This window comes from Streptomyces sp. NPDC111507 (assembly GCF_055638955.1).
In genome coordinates this window covers 620,530-637,942 of sequence record NZ_JBVKBU010000003.1, presented here as the reverse complement: position 1 = coordinate 637,942, position 17,413 = coordinate 620,530, and the positions used below count along the sequence as shown (strand labels likewise).

The 17,413-nt window shown below is 67.4% G+C and carries 14 protein-coding genes and 2 pseudogenes; 4 read left to right on the top strand and 12 right to left on the bottom strand.

The genetic code is table 11. From position 1 onward, the window contains the following. The first annotated feature begins 133 nt into the window (after window positions 1-133). Window positions 134-703, top strand: a complete 570-nt coding sequence (locus ACZ7M2_RS15475) for an adenylosuccinate lyase (protein ID WP_471595673.1) — start codon at window positions 134-136, stop codon at window positions 701-703. Between the two features lie 141 nt (window positions 704-844). Here the strand turns inward: ACZ7M2_RS15475 and ACZ7M2_RS15470 are convergent, their stop codons facing one another. The 5 genes and pseudogenes from ACZ7M2_RS15470 to ACZ7M2_RS15450 form a co-directional block, all read right to left on the bottom strand. Further along, the gene (locus ACZ7M2_RS15470; protein WP_471596024.1) at window positions 845-1,381 is read right to left on the bottom strand and encodes a GNAT family N-acetyltransferase; all 537 of its coding nucleotides are present in this window, start codon (window positions 1,379-1,381) and stop codon (window positions 845-847) included. A 26-nt stretch (window positions 1,382-1,407) separates the two neighbouring features. Next, a complete protein-coding gene (locus ACZ7M2_RS15465) occupies window positions 1,408-1,806 on the bottom strand; it encodes a RidA family protein (protein WP_143628860.1) in 399 nt (132 codons plus the stop codon). Window positions 1,807-1,862: 56 nt separating this feature from the next. Beyond that, a complete protein-coding gene (locus tag ACZ7M2_RS15460; RefSeq protein WP_471595672.1) occupies window positions 1,863-3,467 on the bottom strand; it encodes an alpha/beta hydrolase in 1,605 nt (534 codons plus the stop codon). A 170-nt stretch (window positions 3,468-3,637) separates the two neighbouring features. Then, a pseudogene (locus ACZ7M2_RS15455) lies at window positions 3,638-4,489 on the bottom strand (radical SAM protein); the annotation flags it as partial. A gap of 287 nt (window positions 4,490-4,776) precedes the next feature. Beyond that, complete coding sequence (locus tag ACZ7M2_RS15450) at window positions 4,777-6,840, bottom strand: Shedu anti-phage system protein SduA domain-containing protein (RefSeq protein WP_471595671.1); 2,064 nt, start codon at window positions 6,838-6,840, stop codon at window positions 4,777-4,779. A gap of 315 nt (window positions 6,841-7,155) precedes the next feature. On the opposite strand from ACZ7M2_RS15450, the pseudogene ACZ7M2_RS15445 reads away from it, so the two are divergent. Next, window positions 7,156-7,482: pseudogene (locus tag ACZ7M2_RS15445) on the top strand (transcriptional regulator); the annotation flags it as partial. A 131-nt stretch (window positions 7,483-7,613) separates the two neighbouring features. Here the strand turns inward: ACZ7M2_RS15445 and ACZ7M2_RS15440 are convergent. From ACZ7M2_RS15440 to ACZ7M2_RS15425, 4 genes are all read right to left on the bottom strand, one after another. Further along, complete coding sequence (locus tag ACZ7M2_RS15440) at window positions 7,614-8,348, bottom strand: DUF998 domain-containing protein (RefSeq protein ID WP_471595670.1); 735 nt, start codon at window positions 8,346-8,348, stop codon at window positions 7,614-7,616. Between the two features lie 72 nt (window positions 8,349-8,420). Continuing rightward, window positions 8,421-9,332, bottom strand: coding sequence for an SDR family oxidoreductase (locus ACZ7M2_RS15435; RefSeq protein WP_471595669.1), 912 nt, complete (start codon window positions 9,330-9,332; stop codon window positions 8,421-8,423). Window positions 9,333-9,737: 405 nt separating this feature from the next. Beyond that, entirely contained in the window at window positions 9,738-10,754 is a 1,017-nt protein-coding gene (locus tag ACZ7M2_RS15430; protein WP_471595668.1) for an aldo/keto reductase, read from the bottom strand. A 73-nt stretch (window positions 10,755-10,827) separates the two neighbouring features. Next, window positions 10,828-11,592 (bottom strand): SDR family NAD(P)-dependent oxidoreductase, encoded by a 765-nt coding sequence (locus tag ACZ7M2_RS15425; protein ID WP_471595667.1) that lies wholly within the window; start codon window positions 11,590-11,592, stop codon window positions 10,828-10,830. 294 nt (window positions 11,593-11,886) lie between these two features. Here ACZ7M2_RS15425 and ACZ7M2_RS15420 point away from each other — a divergent pair, with 294 nt between their 5' ends. Then, window positions 11,887-12,549 (top strand): TetR/AcrR family transcriptional regulator, encoded by a 663-nt coding sequence (locus ACZ7M2_RS15420; RefSeq protein WP_471595666.1) that lies wholly within the window; start codon window positions 11,887-11,889, stop codon window positions 12,547-12,549. Between the two features lie 249 nt (window positions 12,550-12,798). Here the strand turns inward: ACZ7M2_RS15420 and ACZ7M2_RS15415 are convergent, their stop codons facing one another. Together ACZ7M2_RS15415 and ACZ7M2_RS15410 are read right to left on the bottom strand one after the other, a co-directional pair. Continuing rightward, window positions 12,799-13,365: a dihydrofolate reductase family protein gene (locus ACZ7M2_RS15415; RefSeq protein ID WP_471595665.1), complete on the bottom strand. Its 567-nt coding sequence runs from the start codon at window positions 13,363-13,365 to the stop codon at window positions 12,799-12,801. 194 nt (window positions 13,366-13,559) lie between these two features. Then, window positions 13,560-15,047, bottom strand: a complete 1,488-nt coding sequence (locus ACZ7M2_RS15410) for a long-chain-fatty-acid--CoA ligase (RefSeq protein WP_471595664.1) — start codon at window positions 15,045-15,047, stop codon at window positions 13,560-13,562. Between the two features lie 150 nt (window positions 15,048-15,197). Between ACZ7M2_RS15410 and ACZ7M2_RS15405 the strand changes: the two genes are divergently transcribed. Further along, the gene (locus tag ACZ7M2_RS15405; RefSeq protein ID WP_471595663.1) at window positions 15,198-16,388 is read left to right on the top strand and encodes a PucR family transcriptional regulator; all 1,191 of its coding nucleotides are present in this window, start codon (window positions 15,198-15,200) and stop codon (window positions 16,386-16,388) included. 138 nt (window positions 16,389-16,526) lie between these two features. On the opposite strand, the gene ACZ7M2_RS15400 is transcribed toward ACZ7M2_RS15405, so the two are convergent. Then, window positions 16,527-17,399 (bottom strand): SDR family NAD(P)-dependent oxidoreductase, encoded by an 873-nt coding sequence (locus tag ACZ7M2_RS15400; RefSeq protein ID WP_471595662.1) that lies wholly within the window; start codon window positions 17,397-17,399, stop codon window positions 16,527-16,529. Between the last annotated feature and the right edge of the window lie 14 nt (window positions 17,400-17,413).

The window sequence follows — 17,413 nt, the reverse complement described above, 5'->3', positions numbered from 1 at the left end:
CCAGGCCACCGCAAGCAAGACGCGAGTGGGTAACTCGCTCGTCTGAGCTTAACCCGCCGGTAACGAGCGCGCCAGCCCCCGAGTTTGTGATGTAGGTCCCGGAGCGACGGGGGCCGCGCCTAGGCTCGGCTTCATGGACGAAGAGTTGCGATCACTCACGGAGCGTCTACGAAACGAGGCGGGGGCTTCGCCGACGTACGAGCGACTTGCGGCGACCGAGGATCCGAATGTGCTGGCCGACGCGCTGATCGCGCCAGGACAGCCCTTGTGGGCCCGGGAGTTGGTCGCCTTCCGGCTCGGACTCGCCGGGGACCGGCGGGCCTTCGAGGCGCTCGTCCTGCTGCTGAACCACCGCGACCCACAGCGCTGCGCGTCCGCGGCGCACGCGCTCGCCCGCCTCGGCGATCCGCGCACGGCCCGCGCGGCGGCCGCGCTCACCACCAACGAACTGCGCGTCGCCTACGCGCTGCATCCCGTGCGGCTCCTGGTCGAGCTGCGCGCCCCCGAGGCCGTACCGGCGCTGATCACCACCCTGGGGCGCAGGCTGCGCCCCCACGACCCCTACCGCGCAGTCGCCCTGGCCTGTGTGGAGGGGCTCGGGGAGCTGGGGGACGTACGCGCGAGACCCGTCCTGAACGAGGCGCTCGCCCATCCGGCACTCGCCGAGGCGGCGGTGCACGCGCTGGCCCGGCTGCCCGGGTGACACGGCGGGCGGCCGACGGGCCGCCTCCCGCAGCGCCTCGTCGACCGTGCTCACCGTGTCGTCGCGCTCCGGACCCGGCCCTTCGAGCGTAGTCCGTGACGTCCGCACGGGAACGGTCGGAACCGCAAAGATGTTCCCCCGCTACGGGCGCGCGCCGGTGCCGGCGCCCGGGCGCGTGAGGGTGCGGGCGTACCGGATCTCGGGCACCGCGACACCGTCCACATCGAAGGGCTCCTCGCCACCGTCGGGACCGAACCCGGCCTGTGCGTAGAACCGACGTGCCCTGGTGTTTCCCTCGAGCACCCACAGCAGCATGCGCTCGTGCCCCGCGGCGGTGCAGCGGGCGATCGATTCCGTGAGAAGCGCTCGGCCCACCCCGGCCCCGACCCGCTCGGGATCGACGTAGATCGCGTACAACTCGGCCGCCCCGACGCCGTCGCCGCGGGCTTCGTCGTCCCGGTACGGGCCGTGGCGGGCCCAGCCGACCACCTCGCCGTCCCGCTCGGCGACCAGGTCCGCGATCGCGCCGCCGCCCTGCCCGAAACGCTCGCGCCGGCGGGCCGCGTCCTCGGCCACGCTGAGCGCGTCGAGGTACGACCGGGGCATCAGCCCCCGGTACGCGGTCTGCCAGCCGCGAACGCGGATCTCGGCCACCCGCTCGCAGTCCGAGAGGACCATCTCCCGGATCCGGACCGGGAGTGCGCTCACTCGTCCACCACCGCGTACGCCTCGATCTCCATCAGGAACTCGGGGCGGACCAGCGCGGCGACCTGGACCGCCGACGCGGCCGGGAGGCGGTCCGCGGGTATGTGGGCGTCGCGGGCCGCGCGGACGGCCGGCATGTGGGCCATGTCCGTGACGAAGAAGGTGAGTTTGACGACGTCGTCAAAGGTCGCCCCGGCGGCGGCCAGGCAACGGCGCAGGTTCTCGAACACCTGGCGGGCCTGCGCCGCCGCGTCGCCCGCGCCGACGAGTTTGCCGTCCTCGTCCAGGGCGAGCTGCCCCGAGACCGCGACGAAGCGGCCCGTACCGAGGACGACATGCGAGTACGCGGCGGCGGGGGCGACCCCGTCGGGGGCGGGAATGCGGGTCAGCTCACTCATGCGTCCATGGTGGACCATGGGTCTGACAACGCCCCCGACGGGCCGTCAGGACGTGCTCAGCCGCGGTAGCCGAGCAGCCCGTGCAGCGTCGTGCCTGCCGAGGACGCACCGCCCGAGGCGGTGGACAGCGCCGCCTTCGTGCTCTGCGGCTCCGGGTCCGGCAGCTTCTTGCACACCGCGTCGGCCACACCGCTGCCGTGCGGCACCTTGCCGTTGGTGAGGTACGCCGCCAGGTACTTGTCCAGGCAGGCGTTCCCGCTCAGCGTGATGCCGTGGTTCCCGCCACCCTGCTCGACCACCAGGCTGGAGCCGCGCAGTGCGTGGTGGACCGTCACGCCGCCCTGGTAGGGAGTGGCCGCGTCGTTCGTGGCCTGGAAGAGCAGCGTCGGCGGCAGCGCCTTGTTGGCGATGTTCACCGGCCGCAGCGTCTTCGTCGGCCAGAACGCGCACGGCGCGTTGTACCAGGCGTTGTTCCAGGCCATGAACGGCGCCTTGCCGTACACCGCCCAGTTGTCCTTGCGCCACTGGTTCCAGTCGCGCGGCCAGGACGTGTCACGACACTGCACCGCGGTGTAGATGCTGTAGCCGTTGTCGCCGGAGGCGTCGATGGCGCCGAGGTTCTCGTAGGCCGCGACGAGCGGGGCCGTCTTCTTGTCGTTCACGTAGGCCGCGAACGCCTCGGCGAGGGAGGGCCAGTAGCCGTTGTAGTAGCCGCCCGGGATGAAGGTGTCCTCCAGTTCGGAGGCGCCCACCTTCTTGCCCGCGGGGTTCTTGGCGAGCGCCTTGCGCATGGCGTACCACTTGGCCTCGACCCTGGCCGGGTCCGTGCCGAGCTTGTAGGTCGCGTTGTGCTTGGCGACCCAGGCCATGAACGCCTGGTGGCGGTCGTTGAAGGCGTAGTCCTGGCCGATGTTGTCCTCGTACCAGACACCGCTGGGGTCGACGATGGAGTCGAGCACCAGGCGGCGTACGCGCTGCGGGTAGAGCTTCGCGTACACGGCACCGAGGTAGGTGCCGTACGAGTAACCGAAGTAGTTGATCTTCTTGGCGCCGAGCGCGGCGCGGATCGAGTCCATGTCCCGGACCGCGCTCACCGTGTCGATGTACGGGAGCAGGTCGGCGTACTTCTTGCCGCACGCCTTCGCGAAGGCCTTGGCGCGGTCGAGGTTGGCCTTCTCGATCGCGGGGGTGCTGGGCACGGAGTCCGGGCGCACCGGGTTGAAGGACCCGGGCCTGCAGTCCAGGGCGGGCCTGCTGGCGCCGACGCCGCGCGGGTCGAAGCCGATGACGTCGTACTGCGCCGCCACTGCCTTCGGCAGCGAGGAGGCGACGAATCCGGCCAGCGAGAGCCCGCTGCCGCCGGGACCGCCGGGGTTCACCAGCAGCGGCCCCTGGTACGTCTTCGCGGTGTGCGGGACGCGGGAGAGGGCGAGGGTGATCTGCCGGCCATGGGGCTTGGAGTGGTCCAGCGGCACCTTCAGGGACGCGCATTGGAGTGTCGGATAGCTGCTGGTCCCGCACTTCTTCCAGGTGGGTTTCGCGGTGGTGAGGGTGGTGCGCGGTGCGGTCGCGGAACCGGCGCTCGCGTCGGCGGGGATCGACGTGATCATCCCGGCCAGCACGGCCGCCGCCCCGCACAGAGCAGCTGCGCGTTTCTTCACAGAGCCTCCCAAGGACGGAGGATTTTGAGCCGTGCACGCCACGGCCTTCGCCGCATCGTCCCGGAAAGGGGCCCCGGAAGAACTCGTTCTGGAAAGTCTTGACCCGATTGAGCCGTGTGATCCGCTCGGATGCCGTCAGGAACGGGCCGGGCAACGGCCGTTCGCCGTGGTCAGAGCAGGGTGAGCTGGGTCGGCTCCGGCGTGGCGGGCGCCACGGGCTCGGCGGGCTCCGCGGGCGCGGCGATCCTGCGGGGCATCCCCGCGCGCGTGGGACCGATGCCGTACTCCTGGGCCAGCTCGTGGACCTGACGGGTGATCCGGCGCTGGTACCACTTCGGGGCGTAGGCGCCCTCCGCGTACAGCCGCTCGTAACGCCGGACGAGATAGGGGTGGTAGTGCTCGAGCCAGGCCATGAACCACTCCCGGGCGCCGGGCCGCAGATGCAGGACGAGCGGGGTCACCGAGGTGGCCCCGGAGGCCGCTATCGCCCGCACGGTGGCGCGCAGTTGGGCCGGGCTGTCGCCCAGGAAGGGGATCACGGGGGCCATCAGGACCCCGCAGCCGATGCCGTGGTCCGTCAGGGTGCGCACGACGTCCAGGCGGCGCTCCGGGGCCGGGGTGCCCGGCTCGACGGTGTGCCACAGCTGGGAGTCGGTGAAGCCCACGGAGACCGAGATCCCTACGTCGGTGACCTCGGAGGCCTGCTTCAGCAGGTCGAGGTCGCGCAGGATCAGCGTGCCCTTCGTCAGGATCGAGAAGGGGTTCGCGTGGTCGCGCAGGGCCGCGATGATGCCGGGCATCAGCCGGTAGCGGCCCTCGGCCCGCTGGTAGCAGTCGACGTTCGTGCCCATCGCGATGTGCTCGCCCTGCCAGCGGCGTGAGCCGAGCTGGCGGCGCAGCAGCTCCGGCGCGTTGACCTTCACCACGATCTGGGAGTCGAAGTCGAGTCCCGTGTCGAGGTCCAGATAGCTGTGGGTCTTGCGCGCGAAGCAGTACACACAGGTACTGCTACTCCCGCGGTGTCTTCTCGTGCCCGACACGGGAGGCATGAGGCAGGGTCGTTTCCAAAGTCCGGGTTGCGGGTGATCGTGCAGGTCATCCCGACCGCTATATCACTGGGCAGGCCGTTGATCATCTCGATGGCCTGACGGGAGCCGTGCCCGAGAGAAGCACTGAGCCGACGTGGGCCGCGGTCGGTCGGCGGATCGCCCGAGACGCTCGCTGACGGCTGGCGAGGGGGAGCAGCCAGCCGGGATGTTCGGACTGGCTGCTCTCAGCTCGGGAGTTTCCGGCTCGGTTCGGTCGTGCTTCATCTGTCCTGCACGATGAAGCAGGCCCGTTCGTAGAGCTCGTCGAACGTGATGACTTCGACGTCCTGGATGGATCGCCTGTACTGCTCGAAGGAAGTCATCTTCTCGGGGTTCGCCGCGCCGCCGTCGGTGAACTCGTTGAGGCTTCCGATCACGAGCACCTGTCGCGGGCGGACGGTGGAGACCTCGATGCCGGTCGGGGCACCGTCGTCCCGGAACTGCCTATGCAGTTGACCGCTGACCAGTTGTTGGGCCTTGTAAGCGGTCTTCTGTACCTGCGCCACGGCGCCGACGACTTCCTTGGAGACCTGATAGACGTCCGGCGCCCGGTACGGTGCACTGGCCAGCAGGGATGTCAGATGGGTCTTGATCTCGCAGAACAGCAGGCTGCTGATGAAGCCCCTGGAACGCATGACGGCGTCACTGCGCTTTCCCGCCCCCGCGAAGATGTTCGCGCCGGTCGTGATGCGCTCCAGCTTGCCGTCGTCGTAGGGGCCACAGGCAACGAAGGTGAGACCGTATCCGAAGATCCAGGAATTCTTTTCGAAGAAGCCCTGCCAGACCGCTTCCGGCCCGGCCACCTGGCCGCGCTCCTGCTGGAAGAACTCCGGGTCGTTCAACAACCGCTCGAACCTTTGGAGTTGGGCTTTGCGGTTGCTGATCAGTCGGATGTCCTCTTCCGTGAGGGTACCGCCGACGGCGGCTCTGACGGCTTCGAGGAGTGTTGTGCGGTCCTGGTCGGCCAGGAGGCGAGCCAACTCTGCTTCGTCGCCGACGACCAGCCGCAGGCTGCTGTCAGGGATGTCCAGCCCGACGCAGCTTTCGAGGAAGCGGATGACCTTCCAGAAGCTCTCGTGGGCATCACTCGCGTCGACGAGTGCCTTGATGATCTGGGGGGCCTCGGTGCCGGGTATCGCTTCCGTGGCTGCCGTCTTTGCAGCCTTGCTCTTGTCCTTCTTCCACAGCTTGATCCTGGGTGAAAGGACACCGTCCTTGTTGATGAGGGTCACGTTGCACAACGTGGCCACCCGCGGCCGGTCGTCCAGAAGGAAATCGGTGATCAGGCGGCTTCCGCGAGTGTCGTAGAAGTAGGGGAGCCCTTGGTCTGGGTCGCGAATCTCAAGATCTGAGAAGTCCTGCGCCGTGACATCGAACTCCGTGGTCTGGAGGCCGATGCGGAAGCCCCGCAGGACGGGGAGATCAGGCTCGGCGGTCTGGCTCCTCCAGTCCGGTGAGACGGCCGGCAGCGGACCCAGGTCGCCTTCGACGACGAGGGACTGGACGTCTGCGCGTTGGAGACGGGTGAATACGGCTTCCAGTCGTTGCCAGACTGCGTTGATGACGGTCTCCGTGAATGCCGGCAGGAGGACGGAAGGCACGGTGAGGACTGCCTCGTACGTGGCGTCCGTCCATCCGTCACCGGGCATGGGGTGGTAGATGCCGCCGTCACGGCGCAGCGTCAGGACAGTCGGGCGGAGCAGGTCTCGGGCGATTTTCTCGCCGTCGCGATCGAGGAGGCTGTAGGTCTGTCCGAGGACGAGGTCGAGTTTGCCGGTGTCGTCGTCATCGAGCGGCAGGGAGACCAGCGGGCCGGTAGACGGTGCGGGGGCTGGAGCGTAGACAGGCCGTTCCGATATGAACTTGAAGGGGCGGAGCGTCCAGCCGTCCGGCCCGAGGAGACGGTTCAGCTTCGCGACCCGTTGGGATGCGTGGTCAGCGTCAGGCTGCACCTCGGGATGCACGAACCGCGCCAAGAAGGCGAGAAGAACCTCGTCAGGGCCGTCGTGGAGTTGGAAGTGGGGGTTTTCGAAGACCCAGTTGTCTTCCCAGTCGTAGTTGGTTACCCGGTGCTTGATGATGTCTTCTCGCGCTGTTGTGTACCGAGAGTCCGTCGATGCAAGCCTGTCGAGGTCGTACAGGGATCCGAGGAAGCCGATCTCGTCGAGCCGCCCCCACCAGGGGCCACCCTCACCAGTCAGGTAGTCGACGATGTCGCGTCGCGTCAGAGTCGTGATTCTCTGCGTGCTATTGCTGTGTGATGCCGGGGCGGCGGACTGCGTCATGGCCCCAGGATGAACGCACTCCGCCTCACGTGGTGGGTGATTGAACTCAAATGTCTCTGACCGCAGCGGCAACATCGCGGATGCTGCGGCCGCGTGCAGTGTTACCGCCTGGCCGCGGCAAGGGATCTGTTTGGCCTGGCCCGGGATTTCATGGCTCTGCCGGCTACCTCGCGGAAGAACCGTGCCGCGATCGAGGGGGCGTATCGCACGGTGCGGTGGGAAACGGTGCGGGTCCGTGCCGACTGCGTTCGGCACGGACCCGCCGGACTATGGCCCCTCAGGAAGGGGCGCGCACACCGTAGTGGGGCCGCCTGGCGCGGCCTGCTCGTGCGGCTTCGCTGCCTCACCCGCACCGACCACGCCCAAGCCGCAGCCCGCACGGCCGGGTTGACCGTCACAGCCCGCACGGCGCAGGCCTGGCTCGGCGGGGTCCGCACGCCGTCGCGAAAGAACCTCGCCGCGATCGAGCAGGCCTACCGCACGGTGCGGCGCGTGAACTTCGCCTGCTACCTCCTGGCCCGCCTCAACCGCGGCACCCGCGTGGAGATCCACCCGCTCAACCAGTCCCAGGTGAGCCGCCGGTGGATTCGAGCGACGCCGAGACACCCTCGACTGGTGCGGCGCCGGGGCTGCCGAGTCCGGCCCGGCAACCGCCGCAGACTTCGAGGCCTTTCGAATACGGGTGAACCTCGTGTGTGATGGCAGCGAGCCTGGCGCTGGATCTCCTGCTGCTCGTGTGCAGAGTCTGTAGCGGCGCGCATCCTGTGAGGTGGTCAGGCCGGGTCCGTGACTGTCCGGGTACGTCCTGTATCAATGCCGGCGCGCCAGGCCGCACGCCGGAATGCCGCGAGCACACTGAAGGCGGCCGTCAGCTCGGCGGCCATGATCGTGTAGACGGAGATGCGTTCAGCGATCGCGAGGCCGGAGATGACGCCGGTCGAGAGTGCGACGTACACGAACATGATCGCCACGCTGATCGTCCCAGCGACGCCCAGGGCGATGAGAGTGGTACCGAGGCGCCGGTGCGTCTGCCGACGCAGGCCGATGCCCGCGATTACGGCGGCGAAGTTTCCTCCGAAGATCGCCAGAGCGGCACCGGAGGTGTGGATCGCGATGGTTCCGTCGGCGACGGCCTCGGGGGAGCCGGGGAAGGTGCCGACGAGCAGGAGTCCGATGCCCGTCACAAGGCTGAGAATTCGGTAGGGCCGGGCAGACTTCCTCGGCAAGAGGGGTGCCAGCAGGATCGCAGCGACAGCGACGAGTATTCCGTGCGTGATGAAGCCGGTGTTCATGACGGTGTGCAGCGGCGAGCAAACGGGGTGCCCCACGAGGTCACCGCAGCTGGGCACTCCGAGGTCGCTTATTGCGTTGTTGCTGTAACTGTAGGTGGGGTGCTTCCACGCTCCCGCACTCACTGCTTCGGCTATGAGGTAGAAGAGAGGGTTGACGATGAGCAGGAAGCTCCCGATAAGGGCTCTTCCGCGGTGAAGGCTTATCTGAGCCGTCATGACGTTCCTGTCGACGGGGCTGTTAATGACGGATGCTGCCGGACGCGATTCCGGCAGCGATGGTCATGAGGTTCAGAGACTGGCGGTTATTGAGACGCCGGTGAGCTGCTCGGCCGCGGTCCAGAGCCGGGCTGCGACGTCCTTGTCGGCGGCGGTACGCGGCAGCTTCGCCGTCGTGGCGGGGCCGACCATGCTGTATCGGGGGCCGTAGTAGCCGCCTTGCTTCGCGTCGGGGCTGGTTGCCGCGTACAGCAGCGGCTGCGCACCGCCTGCAGGGCTCTGGGACGGCACGATGCGCCCGAGGATCTGAAGGAGCACCGGCGGGCGGCCGCCCATCGTGGGTCCGTTGGCGGCGATGTTCGTGCGGGCGCTGCCCGGATGCGCGCCGGTCGACAGCAGTGGCCACCCGTTCTGTGTGGCCAGGTCGGCCAGGTGCTGGCTCATCAGCAGGTCTGCCAGCTTGGACTGGGCGTAAGCCGGAATCGGCTTGTAACCGTTTGTCCAGTTCAGGTCATCGAACCGGATGGTGCCGCGGGCGGCCTGGCCGCTGCTCATTGTGGCCACGCGCGGTGCCGGGGCCGTGAGCAGCAGGGGGAGCAGTCGTACGGTGAGGGCGAACGGGCCGAGGAAGTTGCTGCCGATCTGCAACTCGAAGCCGTCCTTGGTTTCATGGCGTACGGGCGGCATCATCACGCCGGCGTTGTTCAGCAACAGGTCCAGCGGACGTCCGTCCTCGATCAGGCGGTCGGCGAAGTCCCTTACGGACGCCAGATCGGCCAGATCGACACGGCGTACCTCCACATCGGCAGCCGGGTGCGCGGCGAGTATCTCTCGCCGGGCTTCCTCCCCCTTGGAGACGGTGCGCACCGCGAGGATGACCTTGGCTCCGGCGGCCGCCAGGGCTTTGGCTGCCTCCTTGCCGGTGCCGCTGTTCGCGCCGGTCACTACGGCGAGCTTTCCGTACTGATTGGGTGCCTCGTACACGACTACTCCTCTAAAGACTGTTGATCTGTGTTTGCGTTGAATCGGTTTTGGTGGTGGGGGGCCGAGCTGTGCGGCAGGAGATGTTGGTCAGTGGGGTCTGCGGGCGTGTGGTGGTCCTGCCGGATGCCTTTGTCGAAGCGCTGGCAGTCGATCGCGGCGGCGCGTGTCCGTTGGCGACGGACGGGCCTGTCTGTGACGGTCGACGCGCGGCAACGGCTGATCGTGGAAGTGGCGCTTCACTCCCGGCTGGATGGCCGGAACGCCACCGGACGCGTTAAAGGCCGCCGGTCTGCAATCAACATAACAGACCGGCGGTCTTCATTCAAGAGACCTCCGGTACGTAATTAGGTCCCTGGGCTGCAGCGGCGGCCGAGGAGGTGAGTCGGCCTGGGCGAATGCTGATCGTCAGCGGCGGCGCAGCCGGGCTTCCGTGATCTCCGGCGGGGCGACCGGGTAGCGGTCGGCGGGGGAGATGTCGGTGCCCGGGGCGACGAGCTGGTCGATGCGGTCGAGGACGCTGTCGTCGAGGGTGATATCGGCGGCCTTCAGATTCTGCTGCAGGTGGTGCTCGGTGCGGGGGCCGATCAGTACGGTGGAAACCGCGGGGTGGGACTTCACGAAGGCGAGGGACAGTTCGGCCAGGCTGATGCCGAGTTCGTCGGCGATCTCGCGGAGGGAATCGACGATGTCGAGCTTGCGCTGGCTTACCGGAGTCGACAGGTCGAAGCCACCGCCGAGCTGGGACCGGTGGGTGTTGGCCTGGTCGCGCTTGACGGCGCCAGCGAGCCACCCGTTGGCCAGAGGGCTCCAGATGAGGATGCCCATCCGGTACTTCTGTGCGATGGGGAAGATGTCGGCCTCGACGGAGCGGTCGAAGATCGAGTACGCGACCTGCTCGGTGGTGAACCGGGACAGGGCGCGGTCACGGGCGATCCACTGGGCCTCGACGACCGCGTGGGCCGGGTAGGTGGAGCTGCCGAAGCTGCGAATCTTGCCTTCTCGCTGGAGGTCGGTGAGCGCGGCGAGGGTCTCGTCGTGATCGGTGGCCCAGTCGGGGCGGTGTACCTGGTAGAGGTCGATGTAGTCGGTTCCCAGTCGGCGGAGGCTGTTCTCGACCGCCTTGTACAGCCATCGTCGCGACGCGCCGCCAGTGAGCGGGTCCTCGCTGACGGAGTTGCGGCCCTTGGTGGCGAGCACGACGTTGTCCCGATGGGAGCCGAGAGCCTTGCCGAGCAACTGCTCGGATTCGCCGAAGCTGTAGATGTCGGCGGTGTCGAACAGGGTGATGCCGGCGTCGAGGGCCTGCCCGACGAGCCGGTTGGCGTCGGCCTGATCGGTGCCGCCCCAGACGCCGAGGTTCATCGCCCCGAAGCCGAAGACGCTGACCGGCAGGCCGGTACCGCCGAGGATGCGCTTTTCCATGATTCTTCCTTCTGTTGCGAGGACTTCGACCGGGTGGCGGGTCGATGCCGGTGGTGGGTGGGAACCGTGCAGGTCAGGGGCGTAGGAAGGCGCCGCCTTCGACGTCGAACGTCGAGCCGGTCATGTACTTGCCTTCGGGCTTGGAGAGGTAGACGCACAGCGACCCGACGTTCAGTTCGGCGTCGCCGAGACGTCCGAGGGCGACGCTGGCGAGGACCTGCTGGAACTGCTCGGGGTGGGCCTTTTGGAAGCGGTCGCCCTCGGCGGAGTTCACGAAGGGGTTGATGACGTTCACGGTGATCTGGTGCTTGCCCCACTCGCGGGCGGCGATGCGGCTGATCGACCGGATGGCTTCCTTGTTGGTGCCGTATGCACCGGAGCCGGCGAGGGACTGGGTGCCGCCTCCGGAGCCCATGTTGATGATCGTGCCCTCGGTCTCCTTCAGGTGCGGGAGGGCTGCAACCATGAAACGCCAGGTGGCAAAGAGCCCGGACTCGTACGTGGCGGTCATGTCGTCCCAGGTCAGATCCTCCAGGGGGATCGCGGTGCGGAACTCTTGCGCGTTGTTGATGAGGATGTCGAGGCGCCCGAACTCCTCGATGGTCTGCGCGACCACGCGTGCCGGGATCTCATGGTCCTTGTTGTCGGCGACGAGGGTGAGCACACGCGAGTCCGGTACGAGTCCCTCAAGCTCGGCCTTCGCTTCGGCAAGGGTGTCGGCGTTGCGGCCGGTGATGGTGACAGCGACCCCTTCCTGGACATAGGCACGGGTTATGCCCAGGCCGGTGCCCTTGCTGCCGCCGGTGATGATGGCGACCTTTCCGACGAGAGACGACATGAGTGTTTCCTTTCGCGCTGATGCGAGCTGTTCATGAGTGCCGAGCAGGCGTGCTGACGACACCGACGAGCTGCGTGCCCCGCAGGTGTGCTCGCGGTTGCTTCCACCGGGCCGACGGGCCGGGCGGGCGCCGCAGTACGTTCTGCTACGCCGACGGCCAACCATCACGCATAGTCACGACGGTGCACTGGTGGTAATCCCCTGCGCCTTTAAAGCCCGTCGGTCTGTTGTCTGAAGACGCTAACACACCACCGGTCTGATGACAAAAGACGGGTGGTCTGTAAGGTGTAGGGCATGGACTTCCAGAGAGCGCGCAGCGAGGAGCAGCGTGAACAGCGCAGGCGGGCGATCCTTCGTACCGCGGCCGAGATGCTGACCGAGATGCCGGTGGCTCAGCTCAGTTTCAATGAGCTGAGCCGCCGGGTCGGCCTGGCCAAGTCCAACGTCGTGCGCTATTTCGAGTCTCGCGAGGCGATCCTGCTCGAACTGCTTGGCAGAGAGCTACGAGACTGGACAGTCGAACTCGACCGTGCGCTGCCCGCGATGACGGGTAGCGCACGGGAGCGCGGAGATCACGTCGCTTCCGTCATCGCGGACTCCCTCTTGCCCAGGCCCGTCATGTGCGACCTCATCAGCGCCCAGAACAGCGTGCTCGAACACAACATCTCCGCCGAGGTCGCACTGCGGCACAAGCGTGCAACGGCGGCCTCCGTCAGGGTCCTAGTCGCAGCGGTCAGGCGTGTTCTGCCGGAACTGAGCGAACACGAGGCATACGAGAGCACCGCGCTGGGGCTTTTCCTCGCCAGCGCGGCGTGGCCGCACAGTCGTCCCTCCGAAGCGCTTCTGGCCGCCTACGCGGCTGACCCCGATGTCGCCGCGTCCCAACTTTCCTTTACCGACATAATTCGCCGAGGGGTCGAGCTCACGATCTCCGGGCTTCTCGCGCGTCACGGATAAGGGCGGACGACCGCTTACGGCCTCACCTGTGCCCTCGACGCCATCACCAACGCCGGGGCCCTCCAACGGCGCCGCAGGTGTCTACGTAGCGTGGGTCGAGGGAGGCACTGGCGTGCGGATACCTATTGCGCCCACTGTGACGACTCGCAGGTGCCGAGGAGTGGCACGAGGGCGCGGCTCGACGAGATGGCGTTCAGGCAAGGTCTGTCAGCGCGGCGCAACCGCTGCTGGCCATCTGCTTGGCAGATTTCACGATTGGCTGGCGGGTTTGTTCGGAAGCGAAATGCGGCGGCCTCGGCAGGAGTAGACGATTTCCACGGCACCACCGGGGAGGGAGCGCTCGCGCTGGAAAGTCAGCCCGATGCCGGGATCAAGTGACGGTGTGAGTTGCATCCCCCCGCCGAACAGTAGCGGCAGGACAACCAAGTGGAGGGTGTCGACCGCGCCAAGGGCGTGGAAGGCCCCGATCGTCTGCGGGCCTCCGATGAGGTGGATGTCGCCGCCCCGGTTGGCAGCCCGGAGCCTCTCCAGCAGACGTACCGGATCGCTGTCGACGACGACCTGATCGGGAGTGCCAGCCGGACGGTGAGAGCCGAGCACGAAGACGTCCAGGCCCGGCCACGGCCAGCGGCTGTTGGTCAGCGCGGGCTCAAAGGTGGTCCGGCCCATCAGCGCAGCCTCACACCCTTCGAGGAACTCCCGGATACCGTGGCTTTCGCCAGAGACGAAGGCGGGATCGGCTGTCAGCGCGGGCCAGCCGCTCGGAGTGGCCACGTAGCCGTCGGCACTCATACTCATACGGGCGTGGATCTGCATGTTGTCTCCTTCGCGAGCCGGTCGGCGGAGTTCTGGAACCGCAACGAACTCCGCAGACGCCCTAGCAGCACTCCTTGATCACAGAGCCGTGGCCTTTCGGTCCACGCCTCTGCCCAAGCGTCGAACGTGAGGCCCGTGGATCGACACACCGCCGAAAGAATCTTCCCGCAACCGCATCACCGGCCCGCGCTTGCTCACGCCGTCGGAGCGGTTATCTCTCGCTTGAGGATCTTGCCGCTGGGGCCCGTAGGCAGCTTGTCCATGAGCCATATGCTGCGGGGGTACTTGTATGCCGCCACGCGGTCCTTGACGAACTTCCGTAGCTCGTCGGGGGTGGCGTGCGCCCCCGGGCGCAGGACGACCGCTGCCGCGACCTCCTCGCCCAGGTGGGCGTCCGCCACGCCCACCACGGCGGCCAGGGCAACAGCGTGGTGCTCGTGGAGGACCTCCTCGATCTCGCGCGGGTAGACGTTGTAGCCACCGCGGATGATCATGTCCTTCTTCCGGTCGACGATGTAGAGAAAGCCGTCCTCGTCCTGCCGCGCGAGATCGCCGGAACGCAGCCAACCGTCCGCAATGGTGGCTGCCGTCTCTTCCGGGCGATTCCAGTACCCCTTCATTACGTTAGGTCCGCGTACCGCCAGCTCGCCGATCTCCCCAGGGGGGACGTCCTGGCTTTCGTGGTCCAGCAGTCGCACCTCGACGTCGCGGATCGGGGTACCGACGGAGCCGGCCTTGCGCGGCCGGCCAGGGTGGTTGAAGGAGACCACCGGACTGGTCTCGGACATGCCGAAGCCCTCCAGAACGGCGCAGCCGAAGCGCCGCTCGAAACCGTGCAGGATCTCCACCGGCAGCGAGGCTCCTCCGGATATGCATATCCGCAGTGTGGACACGTCCGTGTCAGAGGGGTGCTGGAGCAGAGCGGCGTACATGGTGGGCACGCCCTCGAAGACCGTTGCCTGGTCGCGGGCGATGGCGTCCAGCACAGATTGCGGGTCGAAGCGGGGGATGAGGGTGATGGAGGCGCCGGCGTGGAGGGCCACGCTCATGGTGCAGATCTGGCCGAAGATGTGGAACAGCGGAAGGCAGCCGACGACAACGTCTTGAGGCGTCATCTGCTGTACGTGCACCGTGTTTACCTCGGTATTGTGCCGCAACCCGCCGTGGGTGAGTGCGGCACCCTTCGGGCGGCCGGTGGTACCGGAGGTGTACAGCAGAACGGCAACCTCGTCGTCCTCCGTTCGCGCCACCTCGCCCAGCGGTCCGTGTTTGGCCAGCAATTCGGCGAAGGCGACGGGTTCGACAGCCAGGTGCCGTACCCCAGCGGCAGCCGCGCCCAGTGTTCCCTCACCGGGCGCCTGATGCCATTCGAACAGCATCCGCGCCCCAGAGTCGGCAAGGTGGTACTCGGTCTCCCGCTTCTTGAGCAGCGGGTTCATAGGTACGACGATCCCGCCGAGACGCAGCACGCCGTAGTAGAGGACGACGAACTCGGGAACGTTGGGCAGCATCAGGGCCACCCGATCGCCAGGCTGCACGCCCTCGGCCCTTAGCAGAGCGGCGACGCGGGCACTGCGGTCGTTCAGCTCCGCGTAGGTGGTGACTTGCTCACCCAGACGCAGCGCGGGACGCTCGGGCTGCCGAGCTGCCGCCTCCACCAGGAATTGCGCCAGATTGGCCATGATCCGCCTCCGTAGGTGACTTGGTTGAAATTCGCCGTTCACGTGGACGACATGGTGATGCAGTCCATGTCGCCGGCCTATGGGCGGCGGCACTGCGTCTGTGTTCGTGAGTTGTTCCTGGAAACAAGATGGGCGCAATAGACTGCAACGATGGATCTCTCGGGCGTGGCCTCGGCGCTCCTCGAGCGCCTACCGGAACTGGGCGAGCGGATGGCACAGCGCATCCGCACCGAGGTGGACGCCTACCAGGACGAGTCCCTGATCCCCTTCGACTCCCTGCGCCGCTCGTGCACCGCCAACGCCGACCTCATCCTGAACCACTTCCACAGCGCGGACGCCCCGGAGCCGGGCCCGGCCTGGGAAACCGGTCGGCTGCGCGCCGAGCAGGGTATGCCGCTCGCCGACACCCTGCACGCCTATCGGATCGGCTTCGAACTCCTCTGGTCGGAATTCATCGAGGAGGCACGCACCCATCCCGAGGTCATCGACGCCCAGCTGGTGTCCCAGTCGGCGGAGATCTGGGCGCTGTTCGGCCGATACGCGGAGGCCGTGGCTGCAGCCCACCGAGAGGCCTCGGCCGAGTTGACGCTGCAGCGCGAGGCCCGGCGCTCGGCCTTGGTCGAAGCGCTGTTCAACGGCGTCATCGCGGACCGCACCACGCTGTGGGAAGCAGCCCGCGAACTCGGCCTGCCCGAACAGGGGCCGTACGCGGTCGCCGTGGCGGTGGCAGGAGCTCCTGGGCACGAACCCCTGGCCGGTATCGAGGCGGCGCTGCGTCGGGCCCGACTCCCCTCCGCCTGGAGACTGTTGCCCGACCAGCAGATCGGAGTGATCGCTCTGCCCTCGCTGGCGGAGGAACCCATCTGCGTGCGCACGCTGCGCCGCCCCCGCGCCCGAGTGGGCGTCAGCCCGACTTTTCCCTCACTACGAGATGTTCCGCAGGCACTGCGCTTCGCCCGACTGGCCCTGGCGGGTCTGCCGGGCACGGGGCCCGGCGTCGCACGGTTCGACGACAACCTGCTGGCGATGGTCGTGGCCGCAGCCCCAGCCGAGGCAGCGCACCTGACAGAGGTGGTGCTCAAACCACTGCTCGACCTTCCGGCAGCGGAGCGTGCCCGTCTGCTGACGACCCTGGAACACTGGTTCGCCGCTGCCGGCTCCGCCGCAGAAGCGGCCCGCACCCTCTTCGTGCATCCCAACACCGTTCGCTACCGACTGCGCCGCATCGAGGAACTGACCGACCGCGCCCTCTCCGACCCACGGGCGCTGGCGGACCTCGGCGCTGCGCTGTTGGCAGCCCGCACCCACGACTCCGGGCCGGGGCCAACTCCGCAGGTATGAGACCAATGCCGGGCCCCGTGTTACCGGCGTGTACCTCGGCTGAGGCGGCGCCCCGCCTCGGTGAGCACCAGATCCACGGTCACCAAGGTCTCGGGCCGCCCCTCTCGCACATGAGGTGGACAAGCTCGTCCGTGTGGTTCAGCCCACGAACCCGACTCCGGTTTCATAGACACCGATGGCGTCAGCGCGCACGATCTTGTCCACCTCATGCGCGTCGTCACCGACGAGGATGCGCCACTCTCCGGCTTTGACACCGGCGAGAATGATGTCGGCCGCCTTGGAGGGGGAGGTGGGTGCCGCGTTACGGAGTGCGTCGTTGATGGATTGATACTGCTGTCGCATCTCGCGGTCTTCCACGGTGTCGTCGGATCCATCACCGATCATGTAGTTGACGGAGTTGCTCACGATGTCGGTGGCGATCCGGCCCGGCATGACCACTGCGACCTTCACATGGGGCGCGTTGGCGCGAAGGTCGTCGATGAGTGATTCGGTCAGTCCACGCACGGCGAACTTGGCCGTTGAGTAGGAAGAATGCGGCATCCCCGGGCCGAGTGAGGCATACAGGCCACGGATGCTGCTCATGTTGACCAGGTAGCCGCTGTCGCTCGCGACCAGGAGGGGAAGAAAGGCCCTGGTGCAGTAGTACACACCCCAGAAATTGACGGCGAATGAGCGTTCCCACCCGTCGCGAGGCGTTTTGAGGAAACTGCCCTCCCCGACGATGCCGGCGATGTTGAAGGCGAGGTTGATGCGTTCGCCGTGTTCGGCCACCACCTCGTCTCGCATGCGCAGCACTTGCGCTTCGTCGGAGACGTCGCCGACGTGTGCGGTCAGCTTCGGAGCACCCGTTGCCGTAGCCCCTGCGAGTTCGCGGGTGGTGTTTGCAGCCTCTGGGTTCACGTCGCAGATGGCTACGGAGCAGCCTTCTGCCGCGAGTTGGATGGAGATGGCGCGGCCGATGCCGGCGCCGCCGCCGGTCACAATCGCTGTTTTGCCGTGCAGGGAGTTCATTTTCGTGGGTTCCT